We start from the raw sequence: 15,495 nt of genomic DNA on the forward strand, positions 1-15,495 counted from the left end.
CGCGAGGTGGCGTATATTACGCTTTCCTCCTGCAGAGTCAACCTCTATTTCAGAAGTTTTTCTCCGGCGGCGCAGTCCCCTGTGCCTCTCAACCCGCTTCCCGTTGCCGGTGTTCCGTGTCGATGGAGGCGCATTATAGGGAGTTTCCTCAGGCTGACAAGTGTTTCTTCGAATTAATTTACTGAGCGCCTCTTTTTTAAACGAACGGCTTAAAAAGAGACGTTTCATGGCCGAATAACGCACAAAAGTGGCAACGAAACGTTGTAAAGAGACCTGCCGTTGCCGATTGCGGGTGCTATTATTTTGCTTCTTCTCGCAGGATAACCCCAGGAAGGACACTCAATGATAAAATCCGCGCGCAGCATGGCTGGTTTGCCATGGATAGCTGCTATGGCCTTTTTCATGCAGTCACTCGACGCCACCATACTGAACACTGCCCTGCCCGCTATCGCCACCAGCCTCGACCGTTCTCCCCTTGCCATGCAATCCGCCGTCATCAGTTACACCCTGACTGTCGCTATGCTGATTCCGGTCAGCGGCTGGCTCGCCGATCGCTTCGGCACGCGCAAAGTGTTTATTGTGGCGGTATCGCTGTTCACCCTTGGCTCACTGGCTTGTGCACTCTCACCGACGCTTTCGGTGCTGGTCATGTCGCGCATCGTACAGGGCGTCGGTGGCGCAATGATGATGCCGGTCGCGCGACTGGCACTGTTACGTGCCTATCCACGCAGTGAACTGCTGCCGGTACTCAACTTTGTGACCATGCCAGGTTTAGTCGGGCCGATACTGGGCCCGATGCTGGGTGGCGTACTCGTCACTTACGCAACCTGGCACTGGATCTTCCTGATTAATATCCCGATTGGCATTCTCGGCATTATCTACGCACGCAAATATATGCCGGACTTCACCACACCTAAGCGCCGCTTCGACTTTTTCGGCTTCATATTATTCGGGGCTGGACTCGTGATGATCTCGATTGGGATTGAGCTGTTCGGTGAGCGGATTGTTTCTGCCTGGCTGGCCGGCGGGATATTACTCAGCGGGATCGTGCTTTTACTCCTCTATATAGTGCATGCCCGAAATCACCCTTCACCGCTGATCAACCTGCCGATGTTTAAAACCCGGACCTTCTCAGTCGGCATCGTCGGCAACATTGCCTCTCGTCTCGGCACCGGCTGTGTGCCCTTTCTGATGCCGCTTATGTTACAGGTTGGATTTGGCTTTTCCGCGATCATTGCAGGCTGCATGATGGCGCCAACCGCCCTGGGTTCGATTCTGGCGAAGTCGACGGTGACACAACTCCTGCGCTGGCTGGGCTACCGCCGTCTGCTGGTCGGCATTACCGCCATTATTGGCATCCTGATCGCCAGCTTCTCCCTGCAGTCACCCGCTGAAAGTATCTTCGTACTATTGCTTCCACTGTTTATTCTCGGCATGGCGATGTCTACGCAATTCACCGCCATGAACACCATTACGCTGGCCGACCTGAATGATGATAACGCCAGCGGCGGAAATAGCGTGCTGGCAGTAACGCAGCAATTAGCGATCAGTTTTGGTGTGGCCGTCAGCGCTGCGGTGCTGCGCTTTTATCAGGAGTTTGAAACCAGCACCATTTCACAGTTCCATGCCACGTTTCTGACTATGGGTATCGTTACCGTACTTTCGGCGCTGACCTTTATGCTGCTGAAAAACGGGGATGGACGTAATCTGATCAGCAATCGTGACAAGAAGAAAAAGCGCTAAACCGACCCCCGCACCACCAGTTCCGGCGTCAGCACCAGCGTTTGCTGACTGGCGTCGGGATCGCTGAGACGATGAATTAAGGTGTCTATCGCCAGTTCACCCAGCGCATCTTTCGGCTGATGGATGGTACTCAGTGGTGGAGTGAGATAACGCGCCAGTTCAATATCGTCATATCCCATCACCGCCATCTGCTGCGGAATCCGCATCCCGGCCTGATAGAGCGCGTGATAAACGCCAACCGCCATTGCATCGTTGCTGGTAAAGACGGCTTCTGGCGGCGTTTCCAGCGCCAGCAGTTCGACCATCCCGTTGTAGCCCCCCTGAAATTCAAAATCACCATTCACCACATAGCCGGGCAGAATCTCCAGGCCACTCTTTGTCATGGCGTTGCGATAACCTTCCAGGCGCATACGCGCAGGGGTTTTATCCTGTGGACCGGCGATACAGGCTATACGGGTATAACCGCAGTCGATGAGATGCTGAGTAGCCAGTTCGCCGCCCAGCAGCGCGTTATCCTGAATAATGTCACCGCGGCCTTCAAAGGGTGCCCAGTCCATCATCACCGTAGGTATAGAAGGATAACGGTTCAGAATATCTGCCGAAGGCAGGTGACTTTCAGTGCACATCATCAGCAAACCATCGACACGCTTCTGCATCAACGTTTCCAGGCTGCGATTCATTCGCTCCTCGTCACCCGCCGTGTTACAGAGAATCAGGCTATAGCCACGCTGATAGCAGCTCTCCTCCACACCGCGCACCACTTCGGCATAAAAGGGGTTACTACTGGTGGTCAGCAGCATACCGATGGTGTGGGTCTGATTAATTTTCAGACTGCGTGCCAGCGCAGAAGGGGCATAGTTGAGATGACGTATCGCCTGCTCAACTTTTTCGCGCACGCCATCACTGACAAAGCGATTGTTATTGATCACGTGCGAGACAGTTGAGGTAGAGACGCCCGCCAGGCGAGCAACATCTTTCATGGTGCTCAAATGCTTAGCCCTGCTGCTGCAAAAAATCATCGATCTCCGTGCGCCACGGCACGGAGGGCTGTGCACCCGGTCGAGTAACGGCAATAGCGGCGGCGGCATGGGCAAATCGCACCGCGTCGTACATTGGCTTCTGCTCCAGTCGCGCGGTAATAAAGGCACCGTTAAAGGTGTCACCCGCCGCGATGGTGTCGATAGCTTTAACACTGAAGCCTGCAATACGCTGACCTTCTCCCCGCTCGCTCAGCCAGACGCCGCGGCGACCAAGCGTAATCAGTACCGTGCCGATGCCTTTGGCATGCAGCACTTCCGCAGCGCGTGCCGCATCTTCATCGCTGTTGACTGCAATGCCGGTCAGGCTCTCGGCTTCGGTCTCATTCGGCGTAATAATATCGACTAATGCCAGCAGTTCATCTGAAAGAGAGGTAGCGGGAGCCGGATTGAGGATAACCTGCGTATGATGCTGCCGGGCAAGCGTCGCAGCGGCCAGTACGCTTTCCAGTGGTGATTCCAGCTGCATTAATAGTGCATCAGCATCGGCGATAACCTGCTGATGACGCGCCACACAATCGGGTGTTAACGCCGCATTTGCACCAGAGTAAATGCCAATGTTGTTCTCACCGTCACCGTTGACGAAAATCATTGCCACACCGGTCGACTCGCCCTCGACCACCTCGACTGGCGTGGTATCAATATTGTCCTGCGTAAGCTGATCACGAATACGTTTACCCATGTCGTCAGCGCCCACACAGGCGATAAATGCGATATCGGCACCGGCACGACCAGCGGCTACCGCCTGATTTGCACCTTTACCGCCAAACGCAATCTGATAATTCTGCCCGATCACCGTTTCACCGGGACGAGGAAAATGCGCCAGATTAAGGATGTGGTCAGCGTTGATGCTGCCAAGAACGGCCAGTTTTGCGTTTTTGCTCATTAGGGGAGTCCGGAATAAGTGCGCCACCGGGAGGGTGGCGCGGTGCCCTGCATTTCTTTGAGTTATTGAGTGACCAGCTTCAGGTCGACCGGATTGACCGCCTGCACTTTTTCACCCTTCAGCACTTTATCAGCGGTATCCACGCCGATCATGCCAATTTTTTCTGGCATCTGTGCCACAGTCGCAGACAGTTTGCCAGCTTCTACGGCTTTAACGCCATCAGCCGTGCCGTCAAAACCCACCACGATCACACCAGTTTTTCCGGCGGTCTGCAGTGCACGCAGTGCACCCAGTGCCATTTCGTCGTTCTGCGCGAATACCGCCTGAACATCCGGGTGTGCCTGCAGCAGGTTCTGCATCACGTTCAGACCTTTAGTACGGTCAAAGTCAGCAGGCTGGCTGGCGAGGATCTGGAATTTATGCGCATCAGCGGCCTGTTTGAAGCCTTCGCCACGTTCACGGGCAGCAGATGTGCCGGCAATGCCCTGCAGTTCGATAATTTTGGCGTTTTCGCCCACTTTTTTGGCGATGAAGTCACCGGCCATTTTGCCGCCGAAGCGGTTGTCAGAAGCGACATGGCTGACAACGGTGCCCTGAGCTGCAACACGATCCAGGGTGATAACCGGAATCTTCGCCTGGTTAGCCATCTTCACGGCGTTACCCACGGCATCAGAGTCGGTCGGGTTGATCAGCAGCAGCTTCGTGCCGCGAACGGTCAGATCCTGCACATTCGCCAGCTCTTTCGCCGGGTTATTCTGTGAATCCAGCACCACCAGGTTGTAGCCCAGTTTATCGGCTTCTTTCTGTGCACCCTCTTTCAGCGAAACAAAGAACGGGTTGTTCAGGGTTGAGACCACCAGCGCGATGGTATCTTTTGCCATGGCGCTGGTACTGAGCGTGGCGCCGAGAATCATGGCCAGTGCGGTTAACTTTTTCATCTTGTTATCCTGTGTAAGGTCAGAGTTATTTACTGCTTTTATTATCCACCAGCACCGCCAGCAGGATGACTACCGCTTTAACGATCATCTGGTAGTAGGAAGAGACGCCCATCAGGTTCAGGCCATTGTTCAGGAAGCCAAGGATCAGCGCGCCAATCAGGGTGCCGAAAATACGGCCTTTACCGCCGGCCAGGCTGGTTCCACCCAGCACGACCGCAGCAATTGCATCCAGTTCATAGCCGGTGCCCGCTGTCGGCTGTGCCGAAGAGAGACGCGCCACTTCAATGGTGCCCGCCAGCGCAGCCAGCATGCCACTCAGTGAATAGACGATAATTTTGACGCGATTCACATTGATGCCAGAGAGACGCGTTGCCGCTTCATTACCACCCAGTGCATAGATATAGCGGCCCAGGCGGGTGTGTTGCAGCATGTACCATGCGGCAATAAAGACCAGCGCCATCAGCCAGACCGGCGCAGGAATACCCAGTGGGCGACCAATACCAAACCAGCCCAGCAGATCGGCATTGGCACTGAAGCCGGTGTTAATCGGGCTGCCGTCGGTGTAGACCATGGTCACACCGCGCAGCAATAACATCATGACCAGCGTGGCGATAAAGGCCTGTACCTTGCCGCGTGCCACAATGGTGCCGGTCAGGCCACCGATTGCCGCGCCCAGTGCCAGCGAAGCCGCCACCGCGACCAGCGCATTGACTTCCATGCCCACCAGCGATGCACCCACTGCGCCCGTCAGGGCCAGCAAAGAACCCACAGAGAGGTCAATGCCTGAGGTCAGGATCACCAGCGTCATCCCGACGGCCATAATGGCGTTAACCGAGGTCTGCTGCAGAATGTTGAACAGGTTCGCCACGGTAAAGAAGTTCGGACTCTGGCTGGCCACCACGGCGATCAGCACCATCAGCGCAATCAGTGACTTCTGTTCCAGCAGCCAGCTTTTGCTAAACCAGCGACGGCTGGCCGGTAAAGTTTGGGTCGTCATACCACTAAATCCTCGCTGTGTTGCTTGCCTACGGCGGCTGCCATCAGGCTTTCCTGAGTGGCCTCTTCTCGGGTAAATTCGCCGCTGATACGGCCTTCATGCATCACCAGAATCCGATCGCTCATGCCCAGCACTTCCGGCATTTCCGAGGAGACCAGGATGATGCTCAGCCCTTCGGCTTTAAACTGGTTAATCAGTTGGTAGATCTCTTTCTTCGCACCGACATCCACACCGCGTGTCGGTTCATCCAGAATCAGCACGTTGGGCCGGGTCATCAGACCGCGGGCAATCGCCACTTTCTGCTGGTTGCCGCCCGAAAGCAGGCCAATCGGCTGCTCCATAGACGGCGTTTTAACATTGAACAGACGGATAAAATCGCCCACCGCCAGCTGCTCTGCTGCATGTTTCAGCGTGCCGCTGCCGTGACTGAAATAGCGCAAGGCCGTCAGAGACATGTTCTCTTTTACTGACATGCCCAACACCAGGCCATCACGCTTACGATCTTCGGAGATATAGACGATGCCATTCGCCAGTCCATCCTGCGGAGAACGCGTCACGACTTCCCGGCCATTGAGCCACAGATTGCCTTCGCGACGCGGCAATGCGCCGTACAGCACCTTCATCAGTTCGGTACGCCCCGCACCCATCAGGCCAGAAACGCCGAGGATTTCACCTTTGCGCAGGCTGAAGCTGACGTTCTCTACACCTGGTCCGCTCACGTTCTCCACTTTCAGTCGCACATCGCCTGGCGCCTGATCGATATGAGGATATTGATCTTCCAGCTTACGTCCGACCATCATCTCGATGAGGCTCTCTTCGGTCAGCTCGCTGACCGGACGTTCAGCAATAAACTGGCCGTCGCGGAACACCGTGACGTCATCGCAGATCTCAAAGATCTCTTTCATGCGATGCGAGATATAGACGATGCCGCAGCCCTGCGCTTTCAGTTCGTTGATCACGCGGAATAGAGACAGCGTCTCGGTATCGGTCAGCGCATCGGTCGGTTCATCCATAATGATGACCTGTGATTCGAAGCTCAGGACTTTGGCGATTTCGACCATTTGCTGATCGCCAATCGACAGATCCCCGACCAGCTTGTGGCTGTTGAAGCGCAGATTAAGACGTTTAAGCAGCGCATCCGCTTCGGCATACATACGCGGCCACTGAATACGGCCAAAACGACCTACATATTCGCGACCGAGAAAGATATTCTCCGCCACGGTTAACTGAGGGATCAGGTTCAGTTCCTGATGGATGATGCCAATGCCCGCTTCCTGAGACGCTTTCGGTCCACTGAAACGGGTCTCTTTGCCGAGCCAGCGCAGCGTACCGGCATCATATTGATAGATCCCGGTCAGCACTTTCATCATGGTGGACTTGCCTGCGCCATTCTCGCCCACCAGCGCCATCACGCGTCCTGCCCGAACATTCAGCGATGCACCCTTGAGGGCTTTCACACCCGGAAAGGATTTTTCAATGCCGTCGAGTTGCAGTAAAGGTTGCATAGCGGCCTCAGAAGGTCACACCGGCGCTGAGGATGACATTCGCAAACGGAGAACACTCTCCGCTGCGAATGACCGCCTGACTACGCTGCGTTTGTTGTTTGAATTGTTCATGACTGGTGTAGCTGATGGTGATGATATTCCCCTGGTGCTGTTGCAAGGCTTCGAGCACAGCGACAAGCGCACTATGAAGTTGCGGATTATGCTGCTTAATCTCTTCCGCGATCAGGGCGCTCTCTACCTGCATCTCCAGTGCGACAGCATTCACCACCTGCATAAAATCGGGCGTACCCGGCGTGAGCGCTAAGTCGATACGCTGCGGTCCTGCCGGAATCGGCAAGCCTGCATCGGCAATCGTCAGCGTATCCGTGTGTCCCAGGCGGGCAATCACATGAGAGAGTTCAGCGTTTAACAAGCGACCTTTTTTCATCTTTTCACTCCACAGCGAAACGTTTCGCTGATGGGAGTGTATGAAAAGCCGCCATCAACTCAACGGGCAAAGAAGAAATCTGTGATCGCCATCGAAACGTTTCGCTCACGCGAGGGGAAATTTGCATTAAGGCGGGGAACGGGCAGAAAAAAGGGCCGCAAATGCGACCCTGAAGCAAAAGATTAAGGCAGCTTTTTAACCTGCTTAACGTCCATCTCAATGCTGTTGAAATCTTTATCCAGTTCACCCGTGAGCTCTACGTTATCTTTGGGCGTGATTGTCTGGCCGTTCCAGTGCTTGTGGTCGATTTCGACTTTCATTGTGCCGGTCTGGTCGCGGAACAGATAATCTTCTTTGCCGGTCTGTTTCTCCAGCTTGCCGCGCACGGTGATCCAGCTGTCATCTTTCATCTCTTCAGCCTGCTTCACGGTCACCACACTGGTGTGGTCTGCACTAAAGCCACCCTGTCCGGCTGCTGACTGTGTCTGTGTGGCTGGCGCGCTGGGATCAACAAATCCGCCCTGCTGCGCAGCGAAAACCGGGGCGGAAGCCAGCATAACGACGGCCAGAATTGCAGCATGCTTTTTCATGGTGTACCTCTTTTCAGTGGTGTTTTCGGTTTGAATACGCCCAGTTGACCACAGAGTTCTTAACAGCTTCTTAAGCGTTAAAAATAAGCGATTTTCGCCGAAATCAGCTGTACACCAGGGAAGTTGCTTCGTATAAAGCGCTATCGGAACAGGGAGACGTGATGCGTATTTTACTGATTGAAGACGATCGCTTAATTGGCGACGGTATCAAAGCGGGGCTAAGTAAGCTGGGCTTTAGCGTTGACTGGTTTATGTCTGGTGAGTCCGGCTTTAACGCGCTGGAGGCCGCACCCTGGGATGCGGTGATTCTGGATCTTTCACTGCCCGAGCGGGATGGACTCGATATCCTGCGGGAGTGGCGACAGCAGGGCAACGATGTGCCGGTACTGATACTGACCGCCCGCGATGCGCTCGATCAGCGGGTCAAAGGCCTGCAGCTGGGCGCTGATGACTATCTATGCAAGCCTTTTGCCTTAACCGAAGTGGCCGCTCGCTTACAGGCGCTGATCCGCCGCCGTCACGGCCAGCTGCAGCCCGAACTCCGTCACGGTAACGTGGTGCTGATCCCCGGCAGCCACAGTGTGATGCGCGAGGGTGAGACGATTGCGTTGAAAAGTCGTGAACTGGCGCTGCTGGAACTCTTTATGCGCAATCCAGGCCGGGTGCTGACGCGTAGCCAGCTGGAAGAGAAGCTCTACAGCTGGGACGCCGACGTCTCCAGCAATGCGGTGGAAGTGCATATCCATCATCTGCGTAAAAAGCTGGGCAGCACATTTATCCGCACGCTGCATGGCGTCGGTTATACGCTGGGGGCCGCCGAATGCGATCAATGAGTCTGTTTCTGCGGCTGGGCATCGGTTTTGTGCTGCTGCTCGGCCTCTGCTGGGCCAGTGCCAGCCTGAGTGCCTGGCATCAGACGCGTGAAACCCTGGATGAGCTCTTTGATACCCAGCAGATGCTGCTGGCTAAGCGTCTGCTGACGCTGGATTTCTCCTCGCTGGACAATACCACACTGCCCAGAACCAAAGAGATGCTGCGCCACCATCGTGGCGAACAGGATGATGATGCACTGGCCTTTGCTGTCTTCACGCGTGACGGCAGGCAGGTGATGAATGATGGCGACAACGGCCGTTATCTGCCGTTTGAGGCGGAGCATCAGGGATTTCATGAAGGGCAGCTCACCAATGACGACGATAGCTGGCGATTTGTCTGGCTGACCACGCCTGATAAGCAGTTCCGGGTGGTGGTGGGCCAGGAGTCGGAATACCGCGATGACATGACGCGGGATCTGATGAAGGCCAGCATGTTGCCCTGGCTAATCGCGCTGCCTTTAATGTTGCTTCTGCTTATCGGTCTGGTCTGGTCTGAACTGCGGCCGCTGAAGACGCTGGCAAAACAACTGGCGCAGCGTTCGGCCGATGATGATACGCCGCTACAGGCAGACCGCGTGCCAAAAGAGGTGCAACCGCTGATGGTCGCGCTCAATGGTCTGTTCAGCCGCATTAGCGCCATGATGCAGCGTGAACGCCGCTTTACCTCCGATGCCGCGCATGAACTGCGCAGTCCGCTGGCCGCGCTGCAGGTGCAAAGCGAAGTGATCCAGCTGACTGCAGATGACGAAGTCATGCGAACCCATGCGCTGCAGCAGCTGGATGCCGGGATTGTCCGCGCAACGCGGCTGGTGGATCAGCTGCTGACGCTCTCGCGGGTTGAAGCCGATGATGTGCGCAGCGCCTTCGAACCTGTGTCGCTGAAACGCACGGTGCAGGAGACGCTCGCCGCACAGCTGCCTCTGGCGGACAAAAACGGTGTGACGCTGCGCCTTCTCGCAGAGGCCGATCCGCTGATTCAGGGGCATCCGCTGTTACTGTCACTGCTGGTGCGGAATCTGCTGGATAACGCCATTCGCTACACGCCTGCGGGCAGTGAGGTTGATGTGCGGTTGCAGGCAAACAGCCTGTCGGTGGAGGATAATGGCGAGGGTCTGAGTGCAGCGGATCTGCAACGGCTCGGAGAACGTTTCTGGCGACCGCCGGGCCAGGAGAAGAGTGGTAGCGGGCTGGGATTGTCGATAGTCCGCAACATTGCCCAGTTGCACGGAATGCAGGTCACCTTCAGCCAGCGATCCGGCGGCGGATTATGCGTCACGCTGCGCTGGTCAGCGCCCGCCCCGTAAGGCGGACGCTGCAGATCAAATCTCGACCTGAGTGCCCAGCTCGATCACCCGGTTTGGGGGGATCTCAAACTGGTCTGGCGCACGGAGCGCATTGCGCTGCAGCGCCAGGAAGAGTTTGCCGCGCAGGCGCAGATACCACGGACGTTTGCCGATAATCAGCGATTCATGTGACATGAAGAACGACGTCTCCATCATGCGGCAGTTAAGACCTTCCAGACCGCAGCGGTGGAAAATCTCCTCGACGTTTGGCGTTTCGCGCCAGCCGTAGCTCGCCACCACGCGCCAGAAAGTCGGCGACAGCTGCTCAATAGTGACGCGACGCACGTTGTGCACGTAAGGCGCATCTTCAGTTCGCAACGTCAGCAGCACCACCCGCTCATGCAACACTTTGTTATGCTTGAGGTTATGCAGCATGGCAAATGGAATCACATTCAGTGCACGTGACATATAGACCGCCGTGCCCGGTACGCGAACCGGCGGCGATTTCTCCAGTGACGCGATCATTGCCTCCAGGGAGTTGCCATGTTCGTGCATACGGCGCAGCAGGCGGAAACGCTCGCTTTTCCACGTCGTCATAATGATAAACATCACCAGGCCGAGACAGAGCGGCAACCAGCCACCGGAGAAGATTTTCACCAGGTTGGCGGTAAACAGCGGCACGTCAATGCAGAGCATTAATACCAGGATGACGGCAACCGCCAGCTTGTTCCAGTGCCAGTTTTTAACCGCCACGGTGCAGGAGAGCATCGCCGTCAGCACCATGGTGCCAGTCACCGCAATACCGTAGGCGGCAGCCAGATTACTTGAATGCTCAAAGCTGATAATCACAATCAGCACCGCGAAATAGAGCACCCAGTTGATTACCGGAATATAAATCTGACCCGATTCACGCTCAGAGGTGTGGATGATGCGCATACCTGGTAGATAGCCCAGTCGCACCGCCTGACGCGTCAGCGAGAAGACACCAGAGATCACCGCCTGCGAGGCGATAACGGTGGCCAGGGTCGCCAGAATCAGCATTGGGATCAGCGCCCATTCCGGCGCCAGCAGGAAGAAGGGGTTTTTAATCGCTTTAGGGTCGCTGAGTAACAGCGCACCCTGACCAAAATAGTTCAGTGCCAGCGACGGCAGTACCACCGAGAACCAGGCCAGTCGAATCGGCACTTTACCGAAGTGCCCCATATCGGCATAGAGCGCTTCAACCCCGGTAATCGCCAGCACCACCGCGCCAAGCGCGAAGAATGAGACAGATTTATAGTGCACGAAGAATTCGACCGCATAAGCGGGATTCAGCGCATGCAGCACTTCCGGATTTTTCATGATGCCGCTGACCCCAAGGATCGCCAGCACAAGGAACCAGACCAGCATCACCGGCGCGAAGAGTTTGCCCACCATGCCGGTGCCATGTTTCTGAATCGCAAACAGCAGCGTCAGCACCGCAATCGACATCGGCACGATAAAAGGATCCAGCGACGGCGCGGCAATCTCCAGGCCTTCAATAGCGGACATCACCGAAATGGCTGGCGTGATCACCACTTCCCCATAGAAGAAGCTGCCCCCAATCAGGCCCATGATCACCAGTACTGCCGTGGCCCGCGCACCGGTATGGCGTCCAGCCAGCGACATCAGTGTCAGTATCCCGCCTTCACCGGCGTTGTCGGCACGCATCACATAGCTGATGTATTTCAGTGAGACCACCAGCACCAGCAGCCAGAAAATCAGCGACAGAAAGCCAAACACCGCTTCCCGCTCAACGCCGAAGCCAAACTGTCCGGAGAGACATTCACGCAAGGTATACAGCGGACTGGTGCCGATATCCCCGTAAACAACACCAATGGCGGCCAGCGTTAATCCGCGAAGTGACTGCTTATTATCCGAGCTCATAGAGTTATCTTTTGTTGGAGTCTAAGAGGCGCGAAAACCCCTCGCTCAGGCCATCAAAAAGCGCACAGTATGCACGGTTTAGCGAAAATTCCTATACCCGCTTCGCCTCGCTGGCAGGGTAACGGGGTCACTTCTGGCGATAAAGCGTTAATTAGCGTTGCTTTTAATCCAGGCAAACCTTCTGAAACAAAAAAGCTGACAGCTATCAACGCTTTCACGCATGATGATCTATAGAGTAAAGCGCTTGCTTAAGCGCGGCGGCCCGACGATCGTAAGGACAGTGAAGTGATTATGGCTCAACCCCATCTTTTGGCAGAAAGAATTTCTCGCCTCAGCAATGCGTTAGAAAAAGGATTGTATGAGCGGCATCATGCCATACGCCTTTGCCTGCTCGCGGCGCTGAGTGGTGAAAGTGTGTTCCTGCTGGGACCGCCAGGCATCGCCAAGAGCCTGATTGCCCGTCGCCTCAAATATGCCTTTCAGCACGCCCGCGCTTTTGAATATCTGATGACCCGTTTCTCCACACCGGAAGAGGTGTTTGGTCCGCTCTCCATTCAGGCGCTGAAAGATGAAGGGCGCTATCAGCGTCTGACCAAAGGGTATCTGCCCGACGCCGAGATTGTTTTTCTGGATGAGATCTGGAAAGCGGGGCCGGCGATTCTCAATACGCTGCTGACAGCTATTAATGAGCGCCGCTTCCGCAATGGCGACAGCGAAGAGACCATCCCGATGCGGCTGCTGGTCACCGCCTCCAATGAACTGCCGGAAGCGGATAGCGGTCTTGAAGCGCTCTATGATCGGATGCTGATCCGCCTGTGGCTGGATAATGTGCATGAGAAACAGAACTTCCGCAGCATGCTGACGCACCAGCAGGATGAGCACACCAATCCGGTCGCGGAGTCCCTGCGCATCAGTGATGAAGAGTATGCACAGTGGCAGCTCGGCATCAGCCAGGTCAGTCTGCCCGATGCGGTGTTTGAGCTGATTTATCAGCTGCGTCAGCAGCTGGAGAGCCAGCCCGCCGCGCCTTACATTTCCGATCGTCGCTGGAAAAAAGCGATTCATCTGTTGCAGGCCAGCGCCTTCTATAGCGGTCGCAACACCATTGCACCGATAGACCTGATCCTGCTGAAAGATTGTCTCTGGCATGACGTTGCGTCCATGCAACTGCTGGAGCGCGAAATCGACCTGTTAATGACGCAGCACGCCTGGCAGCAGCAACCGATGCTGATGAAACTGCAGCAGATCAAAGCTCGCCGCATGGCCCTCCAGCAACAGCAGAGCATCGCGCAGGCAATCACCCTGGAAAAACACAGCGGCATGTTCAGCCGCAAACCCCATTACGATCTGCCAGAAAGCTTTACCGATGAGCAACTGACGCTGATGCTGCAAAAACCGCTGATGCTGCATGATATGCAGGTAAGTCATCTGGTGATCGCGCGTGATGCCCTGAATCAGTGGCTGCAAAAAGGCGGCGAGGTTCGCGGCAGGCTCAATGGGATTGGCTTTGCGCAGAGCCTGGATTTACACGTGGATGCACAGCATTGTCTGGCTATCCGTGATGTCAGCCTGCAATCGTCGCGCCTGACACTGCCAGGCGTCAGCAGCAGCGAGCCGCTGCCCGGTGAAATCACCGACGCGCTGGATGCACTGGAGAGTGAACTGCGGTCGCAGCGACATCAGTTCAGTCAGCATCAGCGCTGCCTGTTTATCAGTGATGACTGGCTGGCGCGGGTTGAAACCAGTCTGCAGGATGTGGCGGAACAGCTGAAACAGGCGCGTAAATGATCTCAGTGGAGACGCTCAGCACACTGCTCTCAGTGGGGGAAACCGAACTGATTGAAGAGCTGATCATTGCTCTGCTGGCGTCGCCCCAGCTTGCGCTGTTTTTTGAAAAGTTTCCCGGGCTGAAGAAAGCGCTGCTGCGCGATATACCGCGCTGGCGAGCCGAAATCACAGCCGATCTCAAAGCCACACCGGTTCCGGCCACGCTGGCCGAAGAGTTTCAGCTGTTCCAGCGGGTACAACTTCTCAGCGATCGTGACTTCAGCCACCAGCTGAATGCCACACTTCAGGCACTTGAAAGCCTGCCGTCCCCCTTTCTGGATGAAGCTAACCGGCTGCTGCAACATACCGATATCGCTCATCTCAGCAGCGCGCAGCACCAACTTTTTCTGCAGCGCTGGCGGCTGAGCCTGACCTTACAGACGCTGACGCTGAATCAGCAGTTGCTGGAACAGCAGCGCGAACGTCTGCTGGCGGAACTGCAGCAGCGCATGGCACTGAGCGGCCAGCTGGCACCGATTCTGGGCGACGATGATGAAGCTGCCGCGGGTCGGTTGTGGGACATGAGTAAAGCGTCACTGCAGCCTGGCGACTATCAGTTGATGCTGCAATATGGTGACTTTCTGGCTCAGCAGCCGGAGCTGCTGAAACTGGCCCAGCAGCTGGGTCGCAGCCGCGAGGCAAAATCGGTGCCGTCGCAGGATGCGCCAATGGAAGCTTTTCACCATCTGGTGCAGGAGCCTGCGTCCGTGCCGGAAGAGGTCAGCGGCATTCATCAGAGCGATGACGTGCTGCGTCTGCTGCCGCCGGAGTTAGCCGCGCTGAGCATCAGCGAACTGGAGCTGGAATTTTACCGGCGGCTGGTCGAGAAACGGCTACTGACCTACAAGCTGCAGGGCGATGCCTGGCATGAAAAGGTGACGATGCGTCCGGCCAGCCACCAGCAACATGAAGAGCAGCCACGCGGGCCATTTATCGTCTGCGTTGATACCTCCGGTTCGATGGGTGGCTTCAATGAGCGCTGTGCCAAAGCGTTTTGTCTGGCGCTACTGAAGGTCGCGCTGGCCGACCGTCGTCGCTGCTACCTCATGCTCTTTGCCCATGAGGTGATTGGCTATGAGCTGACCGGTGATGACGGGCTGGAACAGGCGATTCGTTTTCTCAGTCAACGTTTTCGCGGCGGCACCGATCTGGCTGCCTGTCTATCCTCTGTTGTCACCCGAATGGAAGGCGCACTGTGGCAGGAAGCCGATGCGGTGATCGTCTCCGATTTTATTGCCCAGCGTCTGCCGGAAGAGGTGATCGGGGCGATTAAAAAGCGTCAGCGACACAATCAGCAACGTTTTCATGCCGTGGCGATGTCGACCCACGGGAAACCAGGTATTCTGCGCATCTTTGACCATATCTGGCGCTTCGATACCGGCATGAAAAGCCGCCTGCTACGCCACTGGCGCCGTTAAGTCATCTGACAGAAAAGCTTCTTTGCTATAGTAAATTACCGTTTCACTTACTCAGCAATCTGGAGCT

13 protein-coding genes are annotated in these 15,495 nt (G+C 55.9%); 5 read left to right on the forward strand and 8 right to left on the reverse strand.

Annotated features, from left to right (window positions below):
- Positions 1-342: 342 nt before the first annotated feature.
- On the forward strand, positions 343-1,743 hold the full coding sequence (gene mdtD / locus Q7C21_RS11045) for a multidrug transporter subunit MdtD (RefSeq protein WP_003849472.1): 1,401 nt from the start codon (positions 343-345) through the stop codon (positions 1,741-1,743).
- Here mdtD and rbsR read toward each other — a convergent pair.
- The 7 genes from rbsR to Q7C21_RS11080 form a co-directional block, all read right to left on the reverse strand.
- Positions 1,740-2,723 (reverse strand): ribose operon transcriptional repressor RbsR, encoded by a 984-nt coding sequence (gene rbsR, locus Q7C21_RS11050; RefSeq protein WP_003849474.1) that lies wholly within the window; start codon positions 2,721-2,723, stop codon positions 1,740-1,742. The genes mdtD and rbsR overlap by 4 nt on opposite strands.
- Positions 2,724-2,736: 13 nt before the next feature.
- Positions 2,737-3,666 carry a ribokinase gene (rbsK, locus tag Q7C21_RS11055; protein WP_039658689.1) on the reverse strand — a complete coding sequence of 310 codons (930 nt, stop codon included), beginning with the start codon at positions 3,664-3,666 and terminating at the stop codon, positions 2,737-2,739.
- Between the two features lie 62 nt (positions 3,667-3,728).
- Positions 3,729-4,604, reverse strand: coding sequence for a ribose ABC transporter substrate-binding protein RbsB (gene rbsB / locus Q7C21_RS11060; RefSeq protein ID WP_003849477.1), 876 nt, complete (start codon positions 4,602-4,604; stop codon positions 3,729-3,731).
- Positions 4,605-4,629: 25 nt separating this feature from the next.
- Complete coding sequence (gene rbsC / locus Q7C21_RS11065) at positions 4,630-5,601, reverse strand: ribose ABC transporter permease (RefSeq protein WP_003849479.1); 972 nt, start codon at positions 5,599-5,601, stop codon at positions 4,630-4,632.
- On the reverse strand, positions 5,598-7,106 hold the full coding sequence (gene rbsA, locus Q7C21_RS11070; protein ID WP_003849481.1) for a ribose ABC transporter ATP-binding protein RbsA: 1,509 nt from the start codon (positions 7,104-7,106) through the stop codon (positions 5,598-5,600). Before rbsA ends, rbsC begins: the two co-directional genes overlap by 4 nt.
- 7 nt (positions 7,107-7,113) lie before the next feature.
- Positions 7,114-7,533: a D-ribose pyranase gene (gene rbsD, locus Q7C21_RS11075; protein WP_003849483.1), complete on the reverse strand. Its 420-nt coding sequence runs from the start codon at positions 7,531-7,533 to the stop codon at positions 7,114-7,116.
- A gap of 182 nt (positions 7,534-7,715) precedes the next feature.
- On the reverse strand, positions 7,716-8,123 hold the full coding sequence (locus Q7C21_RS11080) for a YgiW/YdeI family stress tolerance OB fold protein (RefSeq protein WP_003849484.1): 408 nt from the start codon (positions 8,121-8,123) through the stop codon (positions 7,716-7,718).
- Between the two features lie 161 nt (positions 8,124-8,284).
- On the opposite strand from Q7C21_RS11080, the gene qseB reads away from it, so the two are divergent.
- Positions 8,285-8,956 (forward strand): quorum sensing response regulator transcription factor QseB, encoded by a 672-nt coding sequence (qseB, locus tag Q7C21_RS11085; RefSeq protein ID WP_003849485.1) that lies wholly within the window; start codon positions 8,285-8,287, stop codon positions 8,954-8,956.
- Entirely contained in the window at positions 8,944-10,299 is a 1,356-nt protein-coding gene (gene qseC, locus Q7C21_RS11090; protein ID WP_078805084.1) for a quorum sensing histidine kinase QseC, read from the forward strand. Before qseB ends, qseC begins: the two co-directional genes overlap by 13 nt.
- A gap of 15 nt (positions 10,300-10,314) precedes the next feature.
- Here qseC and kup read toward each other — a convergent pair whose 3' ends face one another.
- Complete coding sequence (gene kup / locus Q7C21_RS11095) at positions 10,315-12,183, reverse strand: low affinity potassium transporter Kup (RefSeq protein ID WP_003849489.1); 1,869 nt, start codon at positions 12,181-12,183, stop codon at positions 10,315-10,317.
- Positions 12,184-12,474: 291 nt separating this feature from the next.
- Here kup and ravA point away from each other — a divergent pair, with 291 nt between their 5' ends.
- Both ravA and viaA read left to right on the forward strand, forming a co-directional pair.
- Entirely contained in the window at positions 12,475-13,971 is a 1,497-nt protein-coding gene (gene ravA / locus Q7C21_RS11100) for an ATPase RavA (RefSeq protein ID WP_033743354.1), read from the forward strand.
- Entirely contained in the window at positions 13,968-15,428 is a 1,461-nt protein-coding gene (viaA, locus tag Q7C21_RS11105) for an ATPase RavA stimulator ViaA (RefSeq protein WP_375150723.1), read from the forward strand. The genes ravA and viaA overlap by 4 nt, the downstream gene beginning before the upstream one ends.
- Positions 15,429-15,495: the final 67 nt, after the last annotated feature.

It is taken from the genome of Pantoea sp. ANP04, assembly GCF_041982285.1.
Lineage (GTDB): Bacteria > Pseudomonadota > Gammaproteobacteria > Enterobacterales > Enterobacteriaceae > Pantoea > Pantoea eucalypti.